At 73.1% G+C, this 24,132-nt stretch carries 29 protein-coding genes; 16 read left to right on the top strand and 13 right to left on the bottom strand.

The features are described from left to right. Positions 1-113: 113 nt before the first annotated feature. Positions 114-1,346 (top strand): NsdA family TPR-like regulatory protein, encoded by a 1,233-nt coding sequence (locus J2S55_RS25975; protein WP_306865916.1) that lies wholly within the window; start codon positions 114-116, stop codon positions 1,344-1,346. Positions 1,347-1,582: 236 nt separating this feature from the next. Next, positions 1,583-2,155, top strand: coding sequence for a MarR family winged helix-turn-helix transcriptional regulator (locus J2S55_RS25970; protein WP_306865914.1), 573 nt, complete (start codon positions 1,583-1,585; stop codon positions 2,153-2,155). A 63-nt stretch (positions 2,156-2,218) separates the two neighbouring features. Here J2S55_RS25970 and J2S55_RS25965 read toward each other — a convergent pair whose 3' ends face one another. Then, positions 2,219-2,623 (bottom strand): VOC family protein, encoded by a 405-nt coding sequence (locus J2S55_RS25965; RefSeq protein ID WP_306865913.1) that lies wholly within the window; start codon positions 2,621-2,623, stop codon positions 2,219-2,221. Positions 2,624-2,680: 57 nt separating this feature from the next. Between J2S55_RS25965 and J2S55_RS25960 the strand changes: the two genes are divergently transcribed. Then, entirely contained in the window at positions 2,681-3,142 is a 462-nt protein-coding gene (locus J2S55_RS25960) for a MarR family winged helix-turn-helix transcriptional regulator (RefSeq protein ID WP_306865912.1), read from the top strand. A gap of 103 nt (positions 3,143-3,245) precedes the next feature. Here the strand turns inward: J2S55_RS25960 and J2S55_RS25955 are convergent, their stop codons facing one another. Further along, positions 3,246-3,857, bottom strand: a complete 612-nt coding sequence (locus J2S55_RS25955) for a TetR/AcrR family transcriptional regulator (RefSeq protein ID WP_306865911.1) — start codon at positions 3,855-3,857, stop codon at positions 3,246-3,248. A 136-nt stretch (positions 3,858-3,993) separates the two neighbouring features. On the opposite strand from J2S55_RS25955, the gene abc-f reads away from it, so the two are divergent. Next, a complete protein-coding gene (gene abc-f / locus J2S55_RS25950) occupies positions 3,994-5,604 on the top strand; it encodes a ribosomal protection-like ABC-F family protein (protein WP_306865910.1) in 1,611 nt (536 codons plus the stop codon). 95 nt (positions 5,605-5,699) lie between these two features. Continuing rightward, positions 5,700-6,608, top strand: a complete 909-nt coding sequence (locus J2S55_RS25945) for a Vgb family protein (RefSeq protein ID WP_306865908.1) — start codon at positions 5,700-5,702, stop codon at positions 6,606-6,608. Here J2S55_RS25945 and J2S55_RS25940 read toward each other — a convergent pair. Continuing rightward, on the bottom strand, positions 6,598-7,497 hold the full coding sequence (locus J2S55_RS25940; protein WP_306865906.1) for a hypothetical protein: 900 nt from the start codon (positions 7,495-7,497) through the stop codon (positions 6,598-6,600). The genes J2S55_RS25945 and J2S55_RS25940 overlap by 11 nt on opposite strands. 165 nt (positions 7,498-7,662) lie before the next feature. Here J2S55_RS25940 and J2S55_RS25935 point away from each other — a divergent pair, with 165 nt between their 5' ends. Together J2S55_RS25935 and J2S55_RS25930 are read left to right on the top strand one after the other, a co-directional pair. Then, entirely contained in the window at positions 7,663-7,881 is a 219-nt protein-coding gene (locus tag J2S55_RS25935) for a hypothetical protein (protein WP_306865904.1), read from the top strand. 166 nt (positions 7,882-8,047) lie between these two features. Continuing rightward, positions 8,048-8,344 (top strand): hypothetical protein, encoded by a 297-nt coding sequence (locus tag J2S55_RS25930; RefSeq protein ID WP_306865902.1) that lies wholly within the window; start codon positions 8,048-8,050, stop codon positions 8,342-8,344. A 151-nt stretch (positions 8,345-8,495) separates the two neighbouring features. Here J2S55_RS25930 and J2S55_RS25925 read toward each other — a convergent pair whose 3' ends face one another. After that, positions 8,496-9,125: a nucleoside/nucleotide kinase family protein gene (locus J2S55_RS25925; protein ID WP_306865900.1), complete on the bottom strand. Its 630-nt coding sequence runs from the start codon at positions 9,123-9,125 to the stop codon at positions 8,496-8,498. Between the two features lie 320 nt (positions 9,126-9,445). On the opposite strand from J2S55_RS25925, the gene J2S55_RS25920 reads away from it, so the two are divergent. Then, positions 9,446-9,757, top strand: a complete 312-nt coding sequence (locus J2S55_RS25920; RefSeq protein ID WP_306865898.1) for an isoamylase early set domain-containing protein — start codon at positions 9,446-9,448, stop codon at positions 9,755-9,757. A gap of 192 nt (positions 9,758-9,949) precedes the next feature. Here the strand turns inward: J2S55_RS25920 and J2S55_RS25915 are convergent, their stop codons facing one another. Continuing rightward, positions 9,950-10,402, bottom strand: a complete 453-nt coding sequence (locus J2S55_RS25915) for a DUF6789 family protein (protein WP_306865896.1) — start codon at positions 10,400-10,402, stop codon at positions 9,950-9,952. Between the two features lie 63 nt (positions 10,403-10,465). Beyond that, a complete protein-coding gene (locus J2S55_RS25910; RefSeq protein ID WP_306865894.1) occupies positions 10,466-11,578 on the bottom strand; it encodes an acetate/propionate family kinase in 1,113 nt (370 codons plus the stop codon). 140 nt (positions 11,579-11,718) lie between these two features. Here J2S55_RS25910 and J2S55_RS25905 point away from each other — a divergent pair, with 140 nt between their 5' ends. Beyond that, positions 11,719-12,111, top strand: a complete 393-nt coding sequence (locus tag J2S55_RS25905) for an ArsR/SmtB family transcription factor (protein WP_306865892.1) — start codon at positions 11,719-11,721, stop codon at positions 12,109-12,111. Beyond that, complete coding sequence (locus J2S55_RS25900; RefSeq protein ID WP_306865890.1) at positions 12,108-12,776, top strand: anti-sigma factor antagonist; 669 nt, start codon at positions 12,108-12,110, stop codon at positions 12,774-12,776. Before J2S55_RS25905 ends, J2S55_RS25900 begins: the two co-directional genes overlap by 4 nt. A gap of 154 nt (positions 12,777-12,930) precedes the next feature. Here the strand turns inward: J2S55_RS25900 and J2S55_RS25895 are convergent, their stop codons facing one another. From J2S55_RS25895 to J2S55_RS25880, 4 genes are all read right to left on the bottom strand, one after another. Beyond that, positions 12,931-13,542 (bottom strand): HAD-IA family hydrolase, encoded by a 612-nt coding sequence (locus J2S55_RS25895; RefSeq protein ID WP_306865888.1) that lies wholly within the window; start codon positions 13,540-13,542, stop codon positions 12,931-12,933. A gap of 179 nt (positions 13,543-13,721) precedes the next feature. Beyond that, complete coding sequence (locus tag J2S55_RS25890; RefSeq protein ID WP_306865886.1) at positions 13,722-14,516, bottom strand: hypothetical protein; 795 nt, start codon at positions 14,514-14,516, stop codon at positions 13,722-13,724. After that, entirely contained in the window at positions 14,513-14,890 is a 378-nt protein-coding gene (locus J2S55_RS25885) for a PadR family transcriptional regulator (protein WP_306865884.1), read from the bottom strand. The genes J2S55_RS25890 and J2S55_RS25885 overlap by 4 nt, the downstream gene beginning before the upstream one ends. 14 nt (positions 14,891-14,904) lie before the next feature. Continuing rightward, a complete protein-coding gene (locus tag J2S55_RS25880) occupies positions 14,905-15,627 on the bottom strand; it encodes a CPBP family intramembrane glutamic endopeptidase (RefSeq protein WP_306865882.1) in 723 nt (240 codons plus the stop codon). A gap of 247 nt (positions 15,628-15,874) precedes the next feature. Here J2S55_RS25880 and J2S55_RS25875 point away from each other — a divergent pair, with 247 nt between their 5' ends. The 3 genes from J2S55_RS25875 (at position 15,875) to J2S55_RS25865 (ending at position 17,386) form a co-directional block, all read left to right on the top strand. After that, entirely contained in the window at positions 15,875-16,384 is a 510-nt protein-coding gene (locus J2S55_RS25875) for an SRPBCC domain-containing protein (protein WP_306865880.1), read from the top strand. Beyond that, positions 16,384-16,947: a TetR/AcrR family transcriptional regulator gene (locus J2S55_RS25870; protein ID WP_306865877.1), complete on the top strand. Its 564-nt coding sequence runs from the start codon at positions 16,384-16,386 to the stop codon at positions 16,945-16,947. Before J2S55_RS25875 ends, J2S55_RS25870 begins: the two co-directional genes overlap by 1 nt. 166 nt (positions 16,948-17,113) lie before the next feature. Continuing rightward, the gene (locus tag J2S55_RS25865) at positions 17,114-17,386 is read left to right on the top strand and encodes a hypothetical protein (protein ID WP_306865875.1); all 273 of its coding nucleotides are present in this window, start codon (positions 17,114-17,116) and stop codon (positions 17,384-17,386) included. 7 nt (positions 17,387-17,393) lie between these two features. Here the strand turns inward: J2S55_RS25865 and J2S55_RS25860 are convergent, their stop codons facing one another. Together J2S55_RS25860 and J2S55_RS25855 are read right to left on the bottom strand one after the other, a co-directional pair. Beyond that, a complete protein-coding gene (locus J2S55_RS25860; RefSeq protein WP_306865874.1) occupies positions 17,394-17,999 on the bottom strand; it encodes an ATP-binding protein in 606 nt (201 codons plus the stop codon). Further along, positions 17,992-18,318 carry an STAS domain-containing protein gene (locus tag J2S55_RS25855; protein ID WP_306865872.1) on the bottom strand — a complete coding sequence of 109 codons (327 nt, stop codon included), beginning with the start codon at positions 18,316-18,318 and terminating at the stop codon, positions 17,992-17,994. Before J2S55_RS25855 ends, J2S55_RS25860 begins: the two co-directional genes overlap by 8 nt. 148 nt (positions 18,319-18,466) lie before the next feature. On the opposite strand from J2S55_RS25855, the gene J2S55_RS25850 reads away from it, so the two are divergent. Then, on the top strand, positions 18,467-21,664 hold the full coding sequence (locus J2S55_RS25850) for a SpoIIE family protein phosphatase (protein ID WP_306865870.1): 3,198 nt from the start codon (positions 18,467-18,469) through the stop codon (positions 21,662-21,664). A 104-nt stretch (positions 21,665-21,768) separates the two neighbouring features. Here the strand turns inward: J2S55_RS25850 and J2S55_RS25845 are convergent, their stop codons facing one another. After that, entirely contained in the window at positions 21,769-21,987 is a 219-nt protein-coding gene (locus J2S55_RS25845; protein WP_306865868.1) for an EF-hand domain-containing protein, read from the bottom strand. Between the two features lie 215 nt (positions 21,988-22,202). Between J2S55_RS25845 and J2S55_RS25840 the strand changes: the two genes are divergently transcribed. Both J2S55_RS25840 and J2S55_RS25835 read left to right on the top strand, forming a co-directional pair. Continuing rightward, positions 22,203-22,685 (top strand): GNAT family N-acetyltransferase, encoded by a 483-nt coding sequence (locus J2S55_RS25840; RefSeq protein WP_306865866.1) that lies wholly within the window; start codon positions 22,203-22,205, stop codon positions 22,683-22,685. Between the two features lie 311 nt (positions 22,686-22,996). Next, a complete protein-coding gene (locus J2S55_RS25835; protein WP_306865864.1) occupies positions 22,997-24,070 on the top strand; it encodes a lytic polysaccharide monooxygenase auxiliary activity family 9 protein in 1,074 nt (357 codons plus the stop codon). Positions 24,071-24,132 lie beyond the last annotated feature (62 nt).

Here is a 24,132-nt window from a genome sequence, read left to right as displayed (position 1 = left end):
GGAGTTTTTAGCATCCTTATGAGGACGGCACGCAACGTCCATAGGAGAATGGGAGCGGATGTCCTGTATGGGCGGAATGTCGGTTCCTGCCCACACATCGAGAGGATGCACCGATGGTTGCCATCGACATTCCGACCTGGGCCGCCCGCATGCGCGCCTGGCGGCGTGGCCGCCTGTGGAGCCGGCAGGACCTCAGCAGGCAGCTGACCGACGTCGCCGACGACACGGCCCGGGACCGGCTGCCCAGCCAGGAGAGGCTCACGGAGATGATCCGCGCCTGGGAGGCCGGAGAGCAGCGGCCCGACGAGCTGTACTCGGAGCTGTTCTGCCGGGCGTTCGGCATGAACGAGGCGGAGCTGTTCAGCGGCGAGGCGGCGGGCACGACCCTCTGGCACCACCTGACCGGCATCCCGCTGATGGCGGGGACGTTCTCGGCCGAGGACGAGGAGCGCACCGGCCGGGCGATCGAGGACCCCCGGCGGACCGACGAGCAGACCGCGGCCTACTTCCGGACCGTCCTGCGCGCGTACTCGCGGCCGGACCTGCGCCCGGCCCGCACGATCAACGCCCTGTCCCCTGTCTTCGCCACGATCGACGCGCTGCACCGCGAGGCCAGGTCGGACATCCGCCAGTCGCTGCTCCTGCTCAGCTCACAGGACGCCGAACTGATCAGCCGCATGCACTACGAGGGCGGCAACCTCGCCGAGGCGCTGGCCTGGTCGGACCGCGCCCTGCTGGCGGCGCACCAGGCCGGGGACGAACGGCTGGTGGCCTACACGCTCGCCCGCCGGGCCGGCCTGCAAGACACCCGGGGCAACCCCGAGCAGGTGATCGACCTCGCCGTCGCCGCCCGCGAGCACGTGCTCTCCCCGCCGCCGCTGGAGGCGATGGCCCGCCGGCACGAGGCGCAGGGCCACGCCATGGCCGGGGCCGAGGACATGTGTCACCGCCGCCTGGAGGAGTCGGCGGAGGCGCCCCAGGAGAGTCCGAAGGACGACGTTCCCATCACGTTCGACTACCCCGCCTGGGTCCACAACGCCCTGGCCGCCGGATGCCTCATCCAGCTCCACCATCCGGCCGACGCGATAGAGATCCTGGAGCGGGACCTCTCGGAGGCTCCGTCGAACTACCTCACGGCCTACAACATGGCCTGTCTCGCCCACGCCTACGCCGACGCGCACGAGGGCGAGCGCTCGGCCGGAGTCGCCCGCCAGGCCCTGACCATGTCGCGTCAGACCGGTGCGGGCCGGGCCCTTGAGGAGCTCCGCCTCATCCGGGACGACCTCTACCGGTGGTCGCACCCGCACCGCACCCACACCCGCGCCCGCGTGGGTGTCGGCGGCTGAGGGGGACGCGTCCCGCCGTCCCGCCCGCCACCCCGTGACGGCGGCCGGACGCCCGGACCGCGCGGGCGGGCGCGGACCAGGACCGTAGAGGCGCGCGGGGCCAGGTCGTAAGTGTACAAATGAGCAGGGGCGAAGATCCGTCCCCGCGGGAGCCCGGTGCCGCCGGGCCCGCGGGCTCGCGCGAGTCCGCGGGCTCCCGCGCGAGCCCGCCGCCGCTCGACGCCGAAGGAGCATGAGTGCCCGCGCACTACTCACTCACCGAGACCGAACACGCGGTCAACCAACGCCTCGGACCGATCCCCGTCCACCGCGAAGCCCTCGCCGCCGTCTCCAACCTCTACCGCGCCGCCACCGCCGTCCGCCAGCACCTCGAGAACTCCGCCCTCCGCACCGCCGACCTCACCTGGAGCGCCTTCGTCGTCCTCTGGGTCATCTGGATCTGGGAGGAGATCGAAACCCGCCACGCCGCCGCCGAGGCCGGCATCTCCAAAGGCACCCTCACCGGCATCATCAAAACCCTCGAATCCCGCGGCCTCGCCCAACGCAGTCAGCACCCCGGCGACGGCCGCCTCGCCCTCCTACGCCTCACCCCTCAGGGCCGCGCCCTCATGGAAACCCTCTTCCCCGCCTTCAACGACGAAGAAGCCTTCGTCGTCGCCCCCCTCGACCCCGGCGAGACCCGCCACCTCGCCGACACCCTCCGCCGCGTCATCACCCACCTCGAACAGCACGGCGGACAACGCCGCGACACCCTCCACGCCCAGACCCCCCTCCCCCCACGCCGCGGCGGCCGCCGCCGCGCCCGATAACCCCACCGACCCCGACGGCCCGGCCCGGAGGCGGGGCGGGCGGGCCCGGGGGCCGGTACGGGTTCAGTACGACTGGAGTTCGAGGAGGTTGCCGTCCGGGTCCCGTAGATGCGCGGTCCGCATGCCAGGGCCCCATTCCGGGCGGTCGGCGGGCGGCGCGACCGAGTGCCCGCCGTGGCGCAGGCACAGGTCGAAGCCGGCGTCCACATCGCCGACGCGGCTGACCAGCATGGCCCGGTCCTGGACCGCCGCCTCGGCCGGCAGGCCGGCGGTGCCGGTCACCGCGGCCATCGCCGCGCGGTCGAACAGCATGAGCACGCCCTCGGCGCCGACGTCCCAGCTCGCGTACGGCCCGCTCTCGGCACCCCGCGTGCGCCTGGCCCCGATCAGCTCCGGCAGCACCGCGTCGTAGAACCGGAAGCAGTCGGCGAACCGGCCCACCAGCAGGCGCGGGTGAAGCGCGTCCATCACGTCCCCCTATTCATGGGTGATAACCAATCATTGGTTTGACCCTACAATAAGGGTATGGACGAGACACCGCCCACCCTGACCGCGCTGACGACCTACCTGCTGTCGAAGGTGGGCAAAGCCGCGCGGACCCGGCTCACCGGGCAGCTCGGGGACAGGGGCCTGCGCCTGTGGCACATGGCGGTGCTAGCCGCGCTGGCGGACTTCGGCCCGCACGTCCAGCGCGACCTCGCCGCACGGCTGGACATCGACCCCAGCGACGTGGTCAAGGTGATCGACGAGCTGACCGCGGCCGGCTACGCCGAGCGGACCCGCGACCCCGCGGACCGCAGGCGCGTCCGCGTGACGGTCACCCCCGCCGGCCGCGCCGCGCTGACCTCGCTCACCGCCGAGGCCACCGCCGTCCGCGACACCGTGCTGGCACCTCTCGACGAGCGGGAGCGCGCCCTGCTGCACGACCTGCTGCTGCGCGTGTACGCGGACCTGACGGAGCGACCTGACCCGGCCACGCGCCGATGACCTCCGGACCGGGCGGACCATCATGCGCACCGCCGCGGCCAATTCGAAGACCCTGTCGGGGGCCGGGCTCGGGGGCCGGGGGCCGGGCTCCGGGGGCCGGGAGTCAGGGGCTCTGGGGCGGCCGGAACACCCCGGCGCGGGCGGCGGCCAGGGCCGCGGCGGCGGCGCGGTCGGCGACGGCCTCGTCCACCGGCTCGCCGCTGACGAACAGCCGGTAGTACAGCGGCGCGACGGCGGTGCGGACCAGGTCGGCGGCGTCGATGCCCCCGGGCAGTTCGCCGCGCTCGACCGCCCGGGTGACGATGACCGCCGACTGCTCGTGGCGGGCGGCGAAGAACGCGCACAGCGCCCCGGCCACGACCGGGTTGCGCGCGGAGGCCGTGATGAACGCGGTGGAGACCGGCCCCGTCTCGGGATCGGCGAACCCGGTCAGCACCAGGCGGGCGAGCTCCCGCAGGTCCCCTTCGATCGTGCCGGTGTCGGGGACCGGCCACGGCTCCCCGCCCGCCAGGTCGAGGGCGTCGGCGGCGAGCCCCTCCACGCTGCCCCAGCGCCGGTAGACCGTGGTCTTGTGCACGCCGGCGCGCAGGGCGACGCCCTCCACGGTCAGCCCCTCGTATCCCTTCTCCGCCAGCTCGGCGAGGGTGGCTCCGCGCACGGCCTCGCGCACCCGCGCGGTGCGCCCGCCGGGCCGTACGTTCCCGGCCGAGGTCATGGCCGCCTCCAGTTGCGTTGGTTCGGGGGCATCGGGCATACTCCAGCTTAATACAACTCAGTAGCATTAAGAATGAGATGAGGGAGCGCAGCAGTCATGGGCCTGCCACCGAGCACCGCGACGACCTGTTCACACCATGTTTCGGAGGCCCGTTCTGTCCACCCAGCTCACCCTTCGGGGAGTTTCCAAGGCGTACGGCGAGCAGCCGGTTCTTGACCACGTCTCCTTCACCGTCAGGCCCGGCGAGCGCGTCGGGATCGTCGGGGAGAACGGTTCGGGCAAGTCCACCCTGCTACGGCTGATCGCCGGCGTCGAGAAGGCCGACGACGGCGAGGTCACCGTCTCCGCCGCCGGCGGGGTCGGGCACCTCGGCCAGACCCTCGGCCTGCCCGCCGGCCAGACCGTCCGGCATGCCGTCGACGCCGCCCTCACGGAGTTGCGCGCCATGGAACGGCGGATGCGCGCCCTGGAGGACGACCTCACCGAGGACCGGCTCGCCGAGTACGGCGAGCTGCTGAGCGCCTACGAGGCGCGCGGCGGCTACGAGGCGGACGCCCGCGTGGACAAGGCGCTGCACGGCCTCGGGCTCGGCCACATCGGCCGCGACCGCCCGCTGGGCAGCCTGTCCGGCGGCGAGCAGGCCCGGCTCGGCCTGGCCTGCCTGCTGGCTGCCTCCCCCGAGATCCTGCTGCTCGACGAGCCGACCAACCACCTCGACGGGGCCTCGACGGCCTGGCTGGAGGAGCGGCTGCGGGCGCACCGGGGCACGGTGGTCGCGGTGTCGCACGACCGGTTCTTCCTCGACCGGGTGGTCACCTCGATCCTGGAGGTCGAAGGCGGCGGGATCACCCGGTTCGGCGGCGGTTACCGCGGGTTCCTGGCCGAGCAGGCCGCGGCCCGGCGGCGCTGGGAGCAGGCCTACGCCGACTGGTGCGAGGAGATCAAGGAGGTGGAGACCTTCGCGGCGACCACCGCGCACCGCGTCGCGCACGGCCGGGCCATGAAGGACGGCAACAAGATGGCCTACGACCGCGCCGGGGGCCGGGTGCAGAGCTCGGTCGCCGGCCGGGTCCGCCAGGCCCAGGAACGCCTGCGCCGGCTCCGGGACAGCCCGGTGCCCCAGCCGCCGGAGCCCCTGCGCTTCACGGGCCTGTTCCGGCGCGGCACGGCCGCCGGACCGGTCGCCGAGCTGCGGGCCGTACGGGTGGGAGCGCGGCTGGCCGTCGAGTCCTTCGACGTCGGGCCGGGGCAGCGGCTGCTGGTCCACGGCGTCAACGGCGCGGGCAAGTCCACCTTCCTGCGCGTCCTCGCCGGCGACCTCCGCCCCGACGGCGGCACCGTACGGCACTGCGGGCGGATCGGCTACCTACCGCAGGAGTCGTCCCTGACGCGCCCGGAGCGGAGCGTCCTGGCCGCGTTCGCCGAGGGCCGGCCGGGCTGTCCCGAGGAGCACCGCGCGCGGCTGCTGTCGATGGGCCTGTTCCGGCCCGAGGACCTCCGGACGCCGGCCGGGGCGCTGTCGGTCGGCCAGCGGCGGCGGCTCGCCCTGGCCAGGCTGCTGACCACCGAGGCCGACCTGCTGCTGCTCGACGAGCCGACCAACCACCTCTCACTCACCCTGGTGGAGGAGCTGGAGGAGGCCCTCGCCGGCTACCGGGGAGCCCTCGTCGTCGTCTCCCACGACCGGGCGCTGCGCGGCCGCTTCACCGGCACCGAGATCGAGATGCGCGACGGCCGCCTGCTCTGACGCGTACCGGCCCCACCGTCCGGCCCGGCGGGATCCCCCCGGGCGGCCCCGGCCTCCGGCGCCGGGACGAAGACCAGAAAACGAAGGAGAACCCCATGTCACGCAGCTCGACCTTCTCCGTCGAGGAGCTCCAGGTGTCCGGCCGAGACGCCGGGCCGTACGGGATCACCGCCGGGCCGGACGGAGCCCTGTGGTTCACGATGGTCCATCACGGCCGGATCGGCCGGATGACCCCCGGCGGGGAGCTCACCTCCCACCAGCTCGACCCGGCCTCGTGCGGGCCGACGGTCATCGCCTCCGGCCCCGACGGCGCCCTGTGGTTCACCGAGTACCAGAGCCACCGGATCGGCCGGATCACCACCGACGGGCGGATCGGCTCGTACCCACTGCCGTCGCCGGACGCCGGGCCGTTCGGGATCGCGGCGGGGACCGACGGCGCGATGTGGTTCACCGAGACCAACGCCGGCCGGATCGGCCGGATCACCACCGACGGGGCGGTCACGGAGTTCCCGCTCCCGGTCTCCGGGGCGTTCCCGTCCGCGATCGCGGCCGGAGCCGACGGCGCGATGTGGTTCACGATGAACCAGGCGGACGCGATCGGCCGGATCGGCATGGACGGCGGCGTCACGGTCCACCCGCTGCCGACCGCCGGCGCCGCCCCCGTGGGCATCGCCGCCGGAGCCGGCGGCACGATGTGGTTCGTCGAGATCGGCGCCGGCCAGATCGGGCGGATCGGGCCGGACGGGCGGATCGACGAGTTCCCGCTCCCCGACCGCGGGGCGCGCCCCCACGCCGTCGCCGTCGACCGGCACGGCGACTGCTGGTTCACCGAGTGGGGCGCCAACCGCATCGGGCGGATCACCGCCGACGGCCGGATCGACGGGTACGACCTGCCGACCCCGGCGTCGGAGCCGCACGGCATCGCGGTCGGGCCGGACGGGGCCGTGTGGGCGGCGCTGGAGATCGGCGCACTCGCCCGGCTCACCGCCTCCGTCACGGACTGAGGCGCGTTCCCCACCGGGCCGGGGCGCCGTCGGCCCCGGGCCGGCGCGCCCCCGGCCTCAGCCCCGCCAGCGCCGCCGCCCCCGCGACCGCGAGCGCCGCGGCGCTCACCGCCAGGAGAGCCCCGGAGGTCACGGTGAGGTCGGCCGGCGCGAGCCCCCGCGCGGCCTGGAGCACGCTCACCGCGACGAGCCCGCCGTACCCGGCCGTGGCCAGGGCGACCAGCCGGGTCCGGACCTGTTCCGTCCAGGCGGTCCGCGCCAGCAGCGCGGCGAGCACGGGCAGCACCTGAAGGGCGTGCAGGGTGACCGCGTGCGGCACCTTGAGCTGTCCCGCCGCGCCGAAGACGGACAGGTCGGTCGCCTGGGGCGGCAGCCCGATGGCCCTTCCGTTGGCGATCAGCGCCGCGCCGGACAGCAGGCTGAGCAGCAGGACGGCCAGGCCCGCGCGGATCGCCAGGCGCATGCTCGGCGGCGCGTCCAGACCGCGGAAGGCGAGGACGGCGATGACGAGGATCGGCGGGATCAGGCCCACGATCGCGAATCCGGCGAGGGCGGCGGAGACCGCCGTGTCGGCCGGGGTGGTGAAGTTCAGGTGGGAGGGCACGCCGCGCCAGCGCTGGAGGGAGATCAGCGCGACCTCGGCGAAGCTGGCCGCGGCGAGCACGCCGAGCAGCGCCCCGGCCCTGCGGGGGACGGGCCGGAGTCTGCCGGTGACCCAGACCAGCGCGGCCAGCGTCACCCCGAAGGAGAACCCGAACAGGATCGGCTTGCGCCACGAGACAGGCCCCGTCCAGCCGCCGCCGTCGACGGCGTAGACGGCCAGATGGACGGCGCTGCCGGCGAGCAGCAGCGCCGCGACGGCGTAACCGGACCGTTGATGAGCACGCATGGCTCCAAGCCTCCGGCACGGACGCCGGCCGGCCATCCTCCACCGGAAGGCCGTCGGCCTACATCGGGCGGAGTAGCGGCCGGGAACCGGCGCTTGCGGCGGGGCGGAGCGGCCGGGGACCGGCGCTTCTGGAGTCGGGGCCCACTGCCGGGGTATGGACACCGGATGAGCATTCAAGACGAACTCCACCAGGTCGAAGAGGAGATAGCGAGGCTGCGCGCCGAGGCCGCCGAGCTGCGCAGACAGGTCGGCGAGATCGGTCCGACGGACGCCGCCGAGCGGTCGGCGATGATCAACATGGCCGACGAGCAGGAGGGCCTGGCCGACGAGCTGGAGGGCCGGCGCGAGGGTCTGCTGAAACAGGCCGGCGGCACGGCCACGTAGACCCCGGGCCGGAGGGCCGGGGCCGCGCCCCCACGGGTCCGGGCCGCGTACCCGGGCCCGTCCTGCCGCCGGTCCGAGGTGAGACGGCGGCCTGCTTTTACGACATTCGGTTACACACAACACCAAGGGGTAACGATAGGAACGAACCATCATCAGGGGGGATGAAATGATCAGCATGCTTCACAAGATGGGCGTCCGGTCGGGCATGATGTACACGGCCGGCCTCGCGTCGATCGGCCTGTCCTTCGCGACGTGGCTGACCTCCAGGGAAGTCGAGAGTGCCGGCCTGGACCGGGCGGACCGGTGGGGGATCTTCATCGGCCAGTGGGCACCGACCTTCTTCGCGCTGGGCATCGCGCTGCGGATCGAGGAGACGCACGCCACCGACACCCGGGCGGTGGGCGGGGAGACGCTCGAGGAGACCTACGGCGAGACCAGGATGCCCTCGCGCGCCGGGGTCTAGCCGGCGGGCGGGTGGCCCGGGGACCGACCGGGAAGCAGGCAGGTGAGTGCGGGCCGCGTTCCGGGGGGACGCGGCCCGCCCGCGTACCGGGCGACGGCACACGCCTCCGACCGGACCGGCTCCCGGCCGGACCGCTCCTGCCCGGCCGGTCTCACGGGCGCCTGACGATCGCCGGATGCCGCGGGTCGTCGACGCGGACGACGACGTCGGCGACACCGCCCGGCCCGACCTCCCGCTCGTAGCGCGCGTAGGCGGGCAGTGTCCACCGCCATTCCGGGGCGGTCCGCCGGGCGAGCGCGCCCGGTGAGAGCCACAGGTGCACGGCCAGGTCGAACGGCAGCCCCCGGCCCAGCAGCAGGGCACCGTCCAGCAGGAGCACCCCGCCCCGCGGCACGGTGACGTAGGAGGCGCGGGTGGCCCGGTCGGCGGCGCTGTCCCAGAGCGTGGGCAGGACCTTCCCCGAGCGGCCGGGATCGAGCGGGCCGAGCACCTCTCGGACCAGGGCTCCGTGGTCGAGCCAGTCACCGTAGAAGGCGTCCGGGTCGGTCCGGCCGTACTCCAGGCGCAGTGACGCCGGACGCAGGAAGTCACCGGAGGACACCCGGAGGACCTCGCGACCACGGAGGCGGAGCGGATCCACCAGCGCGTCCCCGAGCCACTCGGGCCGCGCCGCCGGAGCACCGTCGAGCGCCACCCGCACCCATGAGTCCGGAGGGGCCGAGGCGATCCGGCCGGCGAGCTCCTCGACCAGCAGCGGCGGCGAGATAGGCCGTATGTCCATACGGACATCCTTCACCGGAGCGCGGGTCGACCGCGCGGGCTCCCCGGCCTCCGGTGCGTCCGGGGACGGCACGGCACCGCCACGATCCAGTCAAAGTCAGTCGTTATCCACCCCAAAAGTTCGCACACCGTGTTGTCGTCTTGTCACTGGCGGTAACGATCCATGTGGATCGTACCGGCTTGACCGTGACTGGGCACCGGCCTCCCGATCGTGCCCGTCCGGGAGGACGCGCGCTCGGGGAGCAGACGTGACCTTCGCGTCTCGTCGTCACCACGATCACGGCAGGCCACCTATGGAGACAGTGCGTCAGGAGAACTTCGATGATCAAACGCGGTAAACCCACCAAGAACGGCCAGGTCAAGCTCACCTTCACCGTGCCGGCCGATCAGCCCCTGGGCGGGATCTCGCTGGTCGGGGACTTCAACGACTGGGACCCCTACGCCCACCCGATGCAGCGCAAGGACAACGGCACCTACCAGGTGAGCCTCACCGTCCCGTCGCAGCAGCCCATCCGCTTCCGCTACCTCGCCGACGGCGGAGTGTGGTTCGACGACGCCGACGCCGACCACCACGACGAGCACGGCGGACGCCTGCACCCGGCGGGTGGAAACCTCGCGACGCCCATCATGTAGAACACGGCGGCACGACCGCTCGCGGCCCCGCGGGCCGCGTCACAGGAAGGAGTCCCGCCGTCGCCACGAGCGCCATCCGCTGGGGCGGCCTCCCCCCTCCTGTCCCGCCCCGGCCCGGCCCTCCGCCCGGCGGGCCCCGCGATCCTGTACGGGCCCCGGCGGAGAGCCGCCGGGCCGATCCCCGATCTCCGGTCACCGGCCGTCACCGGCGGTGCCGAGACCGTTCACCACAAGGGCGAGCACGGCGCCGTAGACCGCGTGGCCGGCGGCCATGACCGCCGGGCGCCCCGGCCTGTCACCGGAGATCGGCGGCAGAATGCCCAGGCGCGGCACCCACCCCTGGTAGCTGACGAGCCAGATGGCCAGCCCGTAGGCGACGCCGAGGGCGACCGGCGGGCGCCGCCGCCCGCAGGTCAGGGCGTACAGGGCACCGCAGGCCGCGCCGAAGCCGAAGTGGGTGATCGCGCCCAGCGCCCCCTCACCCCGCTTGGGCCGGTGCCTGTGGCCGGGCAGGAAGGCGCGGGCGATCCGTTTGGGCGGCTGGTCCGGCATCAGGCCGGCCCGGTCTCCGGCGAGCATCACCGCGCTCATCACCGCGGTGGCGAGCACGCCGCCGGCGGCTCCGTTCACGAGGTCACGTGTCACGATCTCACCTCCTGTACGGATTTCCGTACCCGGTTACCGGGATATATGCGCGGCGGGCGCCGCCTACCGGGCGTCGCCGAGCGCACCGAGGGTGTCGCGGGCGAGCTGCAGCTCCTCGCGCGGCCGCACCACCAGCACGGGCACCGCGGCCCCCCGCGCGCTCACCGCCCCGTCGGCGTCCAGGTCGGCCCGGACGGGCGGCTCGACGCCGAGGAGCCCGAGCCTGCGGCAGACGGCCTCGCGGACCTCCGGCTGGTCCCAGCCGATCTCCCCGGTGAACACCAGCGCGTCGAGCCGGCCCAGGCTCGTCGCGGCGGCGGCGATCTCGCGGGCCACCCGGTGGGCGAACACCTCCAGGGCCAGGGCGGAGGCGTGGTCCCCGGCGTTCACCAGGTCTCTCGTGTCACCGGACCTGCCGTCCGAGAGCCCGAGCAGCCCGGAGCGGTGTTCCAGCCCCTCACGCAGCTCTTCGAGGGAGAGCCGGGAGCCCGACAGCAGCCACAGCAGCATGCCGGGATCGACGCTGCCCGACCGCTTGCTCATCGGGACGCCCTCAAGCGGCGTGAACCCCATGGAGGTGTCCACGCTGCGGCCCTGCCGGACCGCGCACACCGAGGAGCCCCCGCCGAGATGGGTGAGCACCAGGTGCAAGGTCTCGGCGGGCCGCCCCAGCAGCCGCGACGCCCGGCCCAGGGTCCAGGCGTAGGACAGCCCGTGGAAGCCGTAGCGCCGCAGGCCGTACCGGCTCCTCCACTCCGGCGGCAGCGGGTAGGTGGCGGCCGGCTCGGGCAGGTCGGCGTGGAAGGCGGTGTCCGGGCAGAGCACGTGCGGGATCCCCGGCAGCCGCCGCCGGCAGATCTCGACGAGCGCGAGCGCGGGCGGCACGTGCAGCGGGGCGAGGTCGGCGCACTCGCGCACCGCGGCCAGGACCTCGTCGTCGACGACCGCCGGGCGCCGTACGGCGTCGCCGCCGTGCACGAGGCGGTGTCCGGCCGCCACCGGCCCGTGCTCGGGCGCGGCGTCGAGGAAGTCCGACAGCGTCCGTTCGGCCTCGGCCGGGTCGGGGCTCTTCTCACTGTGCGAGGTGCGCAGGACCCGGCCGTTCTGGACGAGGTGGAGCTGGAGGCTCGACGACCCCGCGTTGACGGTGAGCACCGCCGGATCGGTGGTTCCCATGGTCTCCCGGTGCCCCCGGTGACATGGGGCAAACGGCCCGCCCGGCCAGGGATCCCCGGCGGCCCGCCGGCCTCCCGGCCGGCGCGGGGCCCGACCGTCCCGGATTGAACTATATAAGTTCTCGCTCATACAATGGCGCCATGCACGCGTTCGACGTTCTCGGCGATCCGGTGCGGCGCCGGATCCTGGAGCTGCTCGCCGACGGCGAGCTGTCGGCCGGCGAGATCGGCGCCGTCGTGCAGGAGGAGTTCGGGATCTCCCAGCCGGGGGTCTCACAGCACCTGCGCGTGCTGCGCGACAACGGGTTCGCGACCGTCCGCGCCCAGGGCACCCGGCGCCTGTACGCCGTCGACCCCGCCCCCTTGCGGGAGGTCGACCTCTGGCTGGAGCGCTACCGCCGGTTCTGGGAGCGGAGCCTGGACGCCCTCGGCACCGAGCTCGCCCGGGGAAGGCGCGAGCGCCGGACGCGGAGCGCCGCGGAGGCGGGCCCCCCGGACGGCACACCCAGGACGGAGGACCGGGAAGACATGTGACCGGCGTCGCCGGCTTCCGCAACGGGACCCACCGCGAGATCGACGGCCGCCGGATCCCGGCGGGCGAGGCCCGCACCGCGGTGATACGGCGCAGCTACGACGCGCCGATCGAGGATGTCCGGGACGCCCGCACCGATCCGGACCGGCTGATCCGGGCCGCGTCCCCTGACCCCGGCGTTCACGCCGACCCGTTGAACTGTCCTGAGCCACGGGCGTACGGTGGTGATAGTGGTTTCCGTCTTTGCACGGCTCCCCACAAGGGCGCTGTCTCCAACAGCCGTAGACAGCGGGGCAACATGACTCGACTTTCCGTCACGGTGAGCGACCATCCACATTTCTCCGTGGTCTCGCTCGCCGGTGATCTAGACAAATTATCGGCCCCACAGCTTGAGGAGGCACTCGCGGGACTGCTGACGCGAGGACACGTCCGGATCATCATCGACACGGCGGACCTGGGTTTCTGCGACTCCACAGGGGTCTGGGCGCTGCTGACGAGCATGCGTCGCACCTACGAGCAGAACGGCTGGCTCCGGCTGGCCGGCGTCCACGGATTCCTGGCCCGCCTCCTGGAGCTGACCCGGCTGAGCGAGGCGTTCCCCATCGACCCGGATGTGAGCGAGTCCCTGCGGCGGGCCTCCGAGGGGAGCCTGTCGGCCTTCCGGTGAGCGCCGGCGGGCCCCGCCTCCCCCGGAGATCCGCCGAGGCGGCACGGCGCCCCGCCGCCCGGCGGGGGGTGGCGTCGGCCGCCCGCGCCGCCCCCGCCGGCGCGTCCTCCTCACGGTCCCGGCGCTCCGGCGTCACGCGGACCGCAGGCCGCCCTCACCCTCCGTGCGGGTACGGCTGCGCACGATAGAGCACGGCGTTGATCCCGAGTGCCGCCGCGGCGTCGATGTTGTCGGCCCGGTCGTCGAGGAAGGTGACCTCGCCGGGGGCCGCGCCGAGCCCGTCGAGGACTTTCTCGAAGATGGCGGCGTCGGGCTTGGCCAGGGCCAGGCGGCAGCTGTAGAAGCGGTGGGCGAACATCGTGGCCCAGGGGGCGTGGTCGATGGCCGCCGCCAGCGGCTCGGGGGCGTTGGACAGCAGCGCGAGCCGGTGGCGGCCGGTGAGCTCGCCGAGCATGTCGAGGCTGGCGGGGTTGAGGTGGGACCAACTCGCGACGTCGGCCGCGTTGAGCTCGGCCACGACGGGGTCGGCGGCGGCCAGCTCCCGGCCGAGGACGTTCCCCCAGTAGAGGTGGGGGTCCTGGCCGCGGTCGTAGAGGTCCCGGTGACGCCAGTAGCGGTCGCGGAAGGCCTCGGGGTCCTGGCCCGCGACGGCGGCCATCGCCGCCACCTCCTCGGCCGGCTGCGCCAGGGAGATCACCTCGCCGTAGTCCAGCAGCATCCAGGTGGTCACGGATTCCTCCAGGTCGGTCCGGTGCGGGGCGGTCACGGTTTCTCCCAGGTCGGTCCGGTACGAGCGGGCGGCGGGTGCGGGGTCCGGCGCCCCGGCCGTACCGAGCCTGGAGGGGCGGCGGCCATGCTCAGCCGTTCCGCAAACATTTCACGTTCATTCGAACATCTTCGATGTTCATCCGCAAGCGGGAGCCGCGCCGGATGCCCTCGCCAGGCTCAGCGCCTCCGGTCACGCCGCCGAGCGGCCAGCCACAACAGGACCATCGGGACCAGCGCGCCCACGGCCGCCCCGGTGAGCAGACCCAGGACGGTGTCGAGGCCGCCCTCGGATCCGGTGAGCTCCTCTCCGGCGGAGCGCAGCAGCGACACCAGGGCCACCGCCGCCAGCACCAGCGTGGCGGCGACGAGGGCGTAGAACTTCGGGCTGAAGAAGAGGCTGCGTCCGGGAGCCTGCGGCGGCGCGGCCAGCTCGGCGGCCGGTCCCACACTGGCGGCCTTGGGCCGCTTGAAATACTCGAAACGCACCCACGTGCCGCACGGCTCCCAGCCGTCGGGGGCGAGCAGGTCGAGCAGGCTCTGCCGGCGGCCGGGCGGGACCAGCTCTCTCCGGTATTCCCACTGCTGGGGGTGCTCGGGGTCGCGGACGCTGACGAACAGGCCCTTCGCGTCGACCCTGTCGACCTCCCAGCCCTGCGCGCCGTACTCGTTGAGCATCTTGACGTCGTGGAACAGGTCGGCGGTCCAGCGCCAGGTGCGGGCGCCCGCGGCGGGCCCGGCGGGCGGGGCCGGGGGGACGGCCAGCTCCCGGGCCAGCTCGGCCACCGGGCCGAACTCCTCCTCGGGGGCGCCGCCGCTCTCGGCGAGGTAGCCGGCGAGGTCGTCGAGCGTGGCCCTGACCCGGTCGGCCGGTGTGCCCGCCTCGGCCAGCAGCACGGCGAGCTCGCCGAAGTAGCCGCCGCCCGCCTCCCCGGGACGGCCGCTCCCGGTGGCCTCGTCGACATGGCCGCTCATCGGGGCTCCTCCCCCTGTGAACCCGCGGGCTGAAGAGCCTCGGCGCGGCCCCTGGCCAGTACGGCGCGCACCGACTCGTCGAAGCCCAGCCAGAGCCCGCCCTGCTCGGCAAGCGTCTGCCTGCCCTGGTCGGTGAGCCGGTAGTAGCGGCGGCCGGGCCCGCGCTCGGTCACCCGGAACTCGGCGGTGACCAGCCCCGCCTCCTCCAACCGGTTGAGCACCGGATAGAGGGTGCCGCCCTTGATCTGACCGAGGCCCGACTCGGCGAGGTCTTTGGCGATCTCGTAGCCATAGTTCTCGCCGGCCGTCAGGCTGGCGAGAACCAGCAGGTCGAGCACGCCTTTGAGCCAGCTCGCTCGTCGATCGCTCGTCATGGTAGCGATCCTACCTAGACCGCATGCCCGACTAGCTCGCGTCGCGGCCGCGGGGTGAGCACCAGGCCGCGGAGGTCGATCAGCGCGTGCAGCAGGATCGGCAGGAGCAGGCTGTCGGTCCTCAGGTAGAGCGAGGTCAGGCTAAATCCGATCAGGGTGACCATGAGCATGCCGCGCCAGCCCTGGTAGAGGTGGCCGAGGACGAACACCGCCAGCGCGCCGAAGGCCGCGCCCCCCTCGCTCAGGCCGAACGCGTGCGTGCCGACCGCGATGAGCAGGCCCCGGTAGACGATCTCCTCGGTGACGCCGGCGGTCACCGACAGGCCGGCGGCGTACCAGCGCTCGGCCGGGGTTCGCGGCAGCAGGTGGTGGAAGGCCTGCTGACCGGGGACGGGCCTGCCCTTGGCGGCCAGCCACCTGAGGACGAGCACTCCGGCCGTGGCGGCGACCAGGAAGCCGGCGACCGTACCGAGGGTGTCGTCCAGCGGCTCCTTGATCGCCAGGCCGACGCCCGCGGCGTCGAGACCCGGCTCCACGGCGACGATGAGCAGCGCCACGGCGGCCAGCGCCCACAGCTCGGCACTCCAGAGCGTGAACATCCGGCGGTAGACCGTGGGGTCCTGGTCGCGGGTCCGGGCCAGTCTGTCGTAGGTGCGCTTGCCGAGCAGGGGGCTGACGACGGCCAGATAGCCGATCAGGACGGCCGTCAGGACGAACGACAGAGGGGTGAACGACACGGGGGACCTCCATCGGTGCTGTGCTACCTAGACGGTAGAACAAGCTAGTTAGGAATACAACCTAGATGGCGATCCCGTCGCCCTCGCAGGCGCCCGGGGACGTGACGGCGCACACTCCGGTGAGCGATCGGACCAAGTGTCGGATCGAGGGACGAGGCGGGCGCGGCGGACTCTCCACGCCAGCACTTGCGTGGCTAACTTTGTTAGCCTAAAGTCGTGGCTAACAAAGTTAGCCACGGAGGAACAAGTGCTCAAGAAGATCCTGCTCATCGCCGTCGCCCTGCTCGTCGCCGTCCCCGCGGGCCTGTACGCCTGGACGCTCGCGGCCCCCCACAAGATCCGCACCGAGATCGAGATCAACGCTTCGCCGGAGCGGGTGTGGCAGGTGCTGACCGACTTCGGCTCCTATCCGCAGTGGAACCCGTTCATCGTGAGCGCGGAGGGACAGGCACGTGTCGGCGCGGTGCTCACCAACCAGCTCTCCGACCAGGGCGAGATCACCACTTTCAGCCCCACGGTCCTGGCCGCCACCCCCGGGCGGGAGCTGCGCTGGATCGGCCGGTTCGGGGTGCCGGGGATCGTGGACGGCGAGCACTACTTCCGCATCGAGGACCTCGGCGCCGGACGCAGCCGGCTGACGCAGGGCGAGACGTTCACCGGCGCGCTCGTGCCGCTGGCCGGCGGCGCCCTGGAGGTGGCCGACAACTTCGCGGCGATGAACACGGCGCTGAAGGCCCGCGCTGAGAAGATGCCCTGATGAGCACCCAGCCGGAACTGACCCCCCTCACCCCCCGGGCGGCGGAGATCGTCACGGTCGCCCGAGAGCTGCTGGAGGAGGAGGGACGCGACGCCCTCACCATGCGCGCCCTGGCCGACCGGCTCGGCATCCGGGCCCCGTCGCTCTACAAGCACCTGCCCGACAAGGCCGCCGTCGAGGCCGCGCTCATGGAGCGGGGGTTCGCCGAGATAGGGACGGCCCTCTACGCGGCGCTCCAGGCGGCCCTCGGCTCGGCGCCCCGAGGGGAGCCGGTCGACGCGGTGCTCCGCGCCTACCGGCGCACCGCCCTGGCCCATCCCAACCTCTACCGCCTGGCGACCTCGGGACCGCTCCCCCGGCAGCGGCTCGCCCCCGGCCTGGAGGAGTGGGCGGGCACCCCCTTCTTCCTGGCCGCCGGCGAGCCGTACCTGGCCCAGGCGCTGTGGTCCTTCGCCCACGGGATGGTGATCCTGGAGCTCGACGGCCGCTACCCCGACGGCTCCGACCTCGACCGGACCTGGGCGGAAGGGGCCCACGCCTTCACCTCGCGTCCGGCCCGATGAGCTCCGCCGGCGCGTCCTGCCACCGGATCATGCGGGGCCGTGGGACACTCCCTCCGGGACCGGAGTCACGTTCTGGCAGGCCAGGACGTATGCCACTGCTGATCCAGCGAGAAACGGGCATCGGGACCGGTCCCGTGGAACCTATGGTCTCCGGGGGGAACCGAGGATGTCTCGCGTCCGTATCACCATGGACAACGCCGCCCTGCGCGAGGTGGCCGCGCACACCGCCGCGGGCAGGGAGCCACGTCTCGACGCCCGGACCACCCAGGTGGTGGGGCGGATCGGCGCCGGGCACGGCGGCAGGCCGGTCGAGGAGGTGGAGGAGGCCCTGCGGGCGGCCCTGCTGCAGCTCCCCGGGGTCCAGCAGTTCGACGGAGCGCAGATCGGCAGGTGGGCCAGGCGCATCAGCCTGCGGCAGGATCCGCTGGCCGAGCCGTAGCCGGACCTCAGGCGCGCAGGACGGTGAGCCGGACGGTGGATCCGGCCGGACCGTGCAGGATCTCCACCTTGTCGCACATCTGACGCATCAGCCAGAGCCCGTAGCCGCGGCGGGACCCGACCGGGGGCGCGGTCGTGCCGGCCTCGGCGTCGGTGAGCAGCCCCGCCCGGTCACTGATCTCCGCCACGATCCGGTCGGCGGCACGCAGCAGGGTGACGGTGCCCGCGGTGCCGGCGTGGTCGAGCACGTTGTTGGCGGCCTCGCTGATGGCGAGGATGAAGTTCATCTCCCGCAGCTCGTCGAACGCCTCCGGCTCCAGGAACCGGCGGGCCAGCCGCCGGAGCCCGGCGAGATCGCCGACGATCGGGAAGGACACCTTCCCGTCCGCGGCCGCCCGCGCGCCGTCCGGCGCGACCTGCGCGCCGTCCAGGGTCATGTGCACGCCGTCCGAGGCCGCCCGCGCGCCGTCCAGTGCGACCTGCGCCCCGTCCGCGGTCGCCCGCGCGCCGTCCAGGGTCACCTGCGCGCCATCCGCGGCGGCTCGGGGGCCCTCCTCCGCCGCCTGCGTGCCCTCCGGGGCCGCCCGTACGCCCTCCTGGGCCGCCTCAGCCACGAGATTCTTCGACAATCCGGACGACCTGGTCGAGGGCGGAGATCCGGAAGAGCGCCCGCAGGTGCTCGCTGACGTCGGCGAGGACCAGCTCGGTGCCCCGCCCCGCCGCTTCGGCGTGGGCGTCGAGCAGGGCGACGATCCCCGACGAGTCGCAGAACTGCACGTGTGTCATCTGGATCACCAGTCTGCCGGGCGGGTGGGCGAGACATTCCCCCACCGCGGTGGACAGCGCCTCCGCCGCGTCGCGATCGAGGTCGCCGACCGGGATGAGCAAGAACGAGCCGTCGGTGTCCGCCCGCTTCTCCAGCCGAATGGCCATGTCCTCACCACAGGGTCAGTTGTGCACCAGGTATCGTCAGATTACCTGAAAAGCCAGGAGTGAGATGCGGCAGGAACCCCCCTTCGGTGGCGGAGAGATGGGCGAGCGGATCCGAGGGCACGACTGGGGGGCGACTCCCCTGGGGCCGATGGATCAGTGGCCGGCCCCCCTCAGAGGCGCCGTCGACATCGCACTCTCCTCCGGCATGCAGATCGTCCTGTTCTGGGGGCCGGAATACATCGCCCTCTACAACGACCCCTACATCCCCACCATCGGCGCCAAGCACCCGGCGGCCCTCGGCCGACCGGCCGTGGAGAACTGGGCGGAGACCTGGGACGTCCTGCGCCCGCTGCTCGACCGGGTGCGCGAGACGGGCGAACCCTTCTGGGCCCCGGACCACCCCTTCCGGCTGATCCGGCACGGCTTTCTCGAACAGACCTACTTCGACGTCTCCTACGGCCCGATACGGCTGGCCGACGGGTCCTCCGGCGGGGTGCTGTGCCTGGTCAGCGAGACGACCGGCCGGGTGCTGGGCGAGCGCAGGCTGCGCACGCTGAGCCAGGTCGGCGCGGCGACGAGCGGGATGGGCACGCGGCAGGAGGTGGCACAGGCCGTCGTCTCCGCCCTCGCCGAGGCACGCGACGACGTGCCGTCGGCCCTGCTGTACCTCCCCGGCGACGACGGGGACCTGCGGCTCACCGGGCCGCACGGCGCGGCTCCGGCACGGATCGCCGCCGACGACGACCTGCTGCGCTCCGTGGCCGGCGGGGACGCCGTCACGGAGCTGCCCGGCGGGCGTTTCGGCTCCTGCGGCCCGGTGGTCGCGCTGCCCCTCACCTCGGGAGCCGACCTGCTGGGCGTGCTCGTGTGCGGGGTCAACCCGATGTTGCAACTGCGCGGGCCGTACCAGGAGTTCTTCGAGGTGCTCGCGGCGAGCGTGTCGCGGGCGCTGTCCGCCGCCGAGGCCCACGAGCGGGAGCGCGACCAGACGCGGGCGCTCGCGGAGCTCGACAACGCCAAGTCCGCGTTCTTCGCCAACATCAGCCACGAGCTGCGCACCCCGCTGACCCTGATCCTCGGCCCCCTGCAGGAGCTGCTCGACGACCCCTCCCTCGGCTCCGAGCAGCGGGTCGCCCTCCACGCGGCCCACCGCAACGCGATGCGGCTGCTCACGCTGGTCAACGACGTGCTCGACTTCACCAGCGTCGACTCCGGCTGGACCCGCGCCCGCTACCAGCCGACCGATCTGGCCGCGCAGACCGCCGAGCTGGCCGGGGTGTTCCGCTCGTCGATGGAGAGCGTCGGGCTGACCCTCCGCGTGGAGGGCGACCCGCTGCCGGAGCCGGTCCACCTCGACCGGCGCATGTGGGAGCGGATCGTCTTCAACCTGCTCTCCAACGCGTTGAAGCACACCTTCACCGGCGGCGTCACCGTCGGCGTCCGGGACGGCGAGGGCCATGCCGTGGTCACGGTCTCCGACACCGGCGTCGGCATACCCGGCCACGAGATGGTCAGCCTCTTCGAACGCTTCCACCGGGTCAGCGGGTCGCCGTCGCGCAGCCACGAGGGGACGGGCATCGGCCTGGCCCTCGTGCGCGAGCTGGTCACCCTCCACGGCGGCCGGATCGGGGCCGACAGCCGTGTCGGTAAGGGGACGACCTTCACGATCACCCTGCCGTACGGCTCGGCGCACCTGCCCCAGGACCAGATCGTCGAGGCGAGCGCACCGTACGGACCGGCGCCGGGCGAGACACCGTGGCTGCCGATCCCGGACGAGCCGCCGGTCCGTGGCCCGGCGGCCGGGACCGCGGCCCGGGGCACCGCGGACGAGGCCGGTCGAGACACCACGGACAGGACAGCGGGCCAGGGCACCGCGGGCGAGGCCGCAGCTCGGGGCAGCGCGGGCGAGGCCACGGCCCGGGGTACGGCGGGCGAGACCGCGTACCCCGTCCCGGCGGCCGGGGCCGTGCCGGAGCCCGCCGCGGACCATCCCGCTCTGGAGCGGATCCTCGTCGCCGACGACAACGCCGACCTGCGCGACTATCTCGTCCGCCTGCTCAGCCCGCACTGGGTGGTGACGGCGGTCGCCGACGGCGCCGCCGCGCTGAACGCCGCCCGGGAGCAGCCCCCCGACCTGGTCATCGCCGATGTGATGATGCCCGGCATGGACGGGCTGGAGCTGGTGCGCAGGCTACGCGGCGACCCCGACACCCGGAGTGTGTCGATCATGCTGCTGTCGGCGCGGGCCGGCAAGGAGGAGTCCCTGACGGGGCTCACCGCGGGGGCCGACGAATACCTGGTGAAGCCGTTCTCCGCCCGGGAGCTGCTCACCCGGGTGCGCGGCGTGCTGCGGCTGGCCGCCACCCGGTCGCGGCACAACCGCCAGCTGCGCGAGCTGACCGAGGCCGCGCTCGCGATCAACGAGGCGCCGTCGGCGCGCGAGGTGCTGGCGCTCACCGAGAGATACGGCCGGCTGCTGGCCGACTCCCCGGCCGCGGAGGTGGCGCTCACCTCCGGCGGCGACCTCCGGATCGAGCCGCCGAGCGGCACCGCCTCCGGCGACGGCGCCGACGACACGGTGCTCCGGCAGCTCGCCCAGCTCACCGTCGCGCGCCTGGAGAACCTGGAGCAGCTTGAGCTGGAGCACCGGATCGCGACCACGCTGCAGCTCGCCCTGCTGCCCGAGGTCCCCGACATCACCGGCGTGGAGATCGTCGGCCGCTACCTGCCGGGCAACGACGAGGCCGGCGTCGGCGGCGACTGGTACGACGTCATCCGCGTCTCCGACGACGAGGTGGTGCTGGTGATCGGCGACATCGTCGGCAAGGGGGTGAAGGCCGCCGCCACCATGGGCCGGATGCGCAACGCGCTGCGGGCCTACGCCCTGGAGGACCCCGACCCCGGCCGGACCCTCAGCCGCCTCAACCGGATGACGGCCAGCCGCCACGACCGCATGCACGGAACCGTCCTGTGCGTACGGCTGTCGCTGCCGACCGGGCGCCTGCACTACTCCAGCGCGGGCCACCCACCCGTCCTGGTCTGCCGGGCGGACGGGGAGGCCGGCTATCTCGACGGCGCGACGGCCCCGCTGATCGGGGCCGTGCCGTCCGTGGTCTTCTCCACGGCCGAGGCCCGCCTGGACCGGGGCGACCGGCTGCTCCTCTACACCGACGGCATCGTCGAGAAGCGGTCGGCGGACATCTTCGCCGGCATGGCCAGGCTCCGCTCCGAGATGGCGAGGGCGGCCGGTCTCGGCCTCGACGCCCAGTTGGAGTCGCTGCTCAACCTGATCGACCGCGAGGACAACCGCGACGACGTGGCCCTGCTCGGCTTCGCCCTCGCCTGAGCGTTGCCGGGTCCGGTCCCGCTACACGGTCCGGATCAGTCCCGCTACACGGTCCGGATCAGTCCCGCTACACGGTCCGGATCAGTCCTGCGACATGATCCAGGTCAGTCCCGCGACACGATCCGGATGAACTCCTCGAAGGAGAGGCGCCCGTCGCCGTCGGCGTCGGCGTCACGGTTCAGCGACCCGATGGCCTCGGCGGGCAGGTCGGGGAAGTGCTCGCCGAACTCCTTCTCCGTGATGAAGCCGTCGCCGTCGCCGTCGATGGCGGCGAACGCCTGCCTCAGCTCCGTCAACCGCTCACCGGTGGGCTCTGCCGACATGCTGGTCCGCCTTCCTCGACGACCTGTGAACGCCCCGCGTCCGATCAGCTGACAACTTACGGGAGCCCCCGCCCACCCGGCCACTCCGGGCCCCCGCCGGGCCCACCGGCCCCTTCCCGCCGACCCCTTCCGCAGTCCTTACGCAGGGCCTTCCCGCGGCGGGCGGGTGCTCCGCCGCGCCGGAGCACCTACCCCGCGAGCCTAGACTTCCCACCATGATTCGTCCCGCGACACCGGATGACGTTCCGGCGATCATCGACATGATCCGTGAGCTGGCGGAGTACGAGCGGGCGCTCGACGAGGTCGAGACCACCGCGGAGCAGCTCCACGACGCGCTCTTCGGCCCCGCCCCCGCCGCGTTCTGCCACATCGCCACCGACGGGGAGCAGGCGGCGGGGTTCGCGCTCTGGTTCGTCACCTACTCCACCTGGCTGGGCAAGCACGGGATATACCTCGAAGACCTCTACGTCCGCCCGGGTCACCGGGGTCAGGGGTACGGCAAGCAGCTGCTGGCCGAGCTCGCCCGCATCTGCGTGGAGCGCGGTTACGGCCGGTTCGAGTGGTCGGTTCTCGACTGGAACACCCCGAGCATCGCCTTCTACCGGGCACTGGGCGCGGAGCCGCTCGACGAATGGGACAAATACCGGCTCACGGGAGCGGCGCTCGAAAAACTCGCCGCGACGGAGAGCCTGGGATAAGCCGGATGCGGGCGCGAGTCCGCACCGCCCACGGAGACGTCAAAGAGGCCAGCTCGACACCGGTCGGGCCGGCCTTTTCCGTTGTCGGGACATGCCCGCCCGGTCCGCGGCGCGCGGCCGCCGCCGGCCGTGAATCTTTCATCCGCCCGCCCTCCCCCGTGCCCTTCCGAACTGCGCGGACGCCCTCCGCCGGGCCGGGGGGAGAGCGGGCCGTTTACACCTCGGGAACGGCGACCTAGAGTCCGTTTCGCGTGAGCGCCTCACCGCCATTGATCAGCAATCCGTCCTCCTCCGAAAGGGAGGGTAGTTCTGTGAGTAAATGGCGAAGTATCGCTGTCGCCAGCGCGGTCGCGTTCATGTCCGCGCTGCTCGCCGTCGTTCTCGTGCCCGTTCCGGCCTCGGCGCACGGAGCCATGATGGTGCCGGGCAGCCGCACCTACCTCTGCTGGCAGGACGGCCTGTCGACGACGGGTCAGATCATCCCCATCAACCCCGCCTGCGAGGCGGCGGTGGCCCAGAGCGGGGCCAACTCCCTCTACAACTGGTTCAGCCTGCTCCGCTCCGACGGTGCGGGGCGGACCCGGGGATTCATCCCCGACGGCCAGGTGTGCAGCGGCGGCAATCCCGGCTACAGCGGGTTCGACCTGCCGAACGCCGACTGGCCGGTGACCCACCTGACCTCCGGGGCCGGGATCCAGTTCAAATACAACAAGTGGGCCGCCCACCCCGGCTGGTTCTACCTGTACGTCACCAAGGACGGCTGGAACCCCAACCGGGCGCTCACCTGGGACGACCTTGAGTCCCAGCCCTTCCACACCGCCGACCACCCGCAGAGCGTCGGCTCCCCGGGCACCAACGACGCCCACTACTACTGGAACGCCACGCTGCCCTCGGGCAAGTCCGGCCGCCACATCATCTACTCGGTCTGGAAGCGCTCCGACTCCAACGAGACGTTCTACAACTGCTCCGACGTCGTCTTCGACGGCGGCAACGGAGAGGTGACCGGCGTCGGCCGGCCGGGGCCCACCCCCAATCCGACGCCCACCCCCACGCCCACGCCGACGCCGACCGTCACGGGAGGGCCGGGCAGCGGGTGCGCCGCCACCTACCGGACCGTCAACTCCTGGTCGGGCGGGTTCCAGGCCGAGGTGACCGTGACCAACCGTGGCTCCTCCGCCCTCAACGGCTGGACGGTGAACTGGACGCTCGGCAGCGGCAGCGCCGTCAACAACCTGTGGAACGCCACCTACACCACGTCCGGGTCCGCCGTCACCGCCAAGAACGCCGACTGGAACCGGACCCTGGCGCCCAACGGCTCGACCACGTTCGGGTTCACCGGCGTCGGGACCAGCGGCTCGCCTGCCCTCACCTGCACCAGCCCCTAGGAACGCGGGGTCTCGGCCGGTCGCCGTAGGGCACCGGCCGAGGCCGCCGCCGGCCGCTCCGA

This window comes from Streptosporangium brasiliense (assembly GCF_030811595.1).
GTDB classification, from domain to species: Bacteria; Actinomycetota; Actinomycetes; order Streptosporangiales; family Streptosporangiaceae; genus Streptosporangium; species Streptosporangium brasiliense.
Note: the sequence above shows the minus strand (reverse complement) of the source record. Positions and strands in the feature narration are given on the sequence as shown.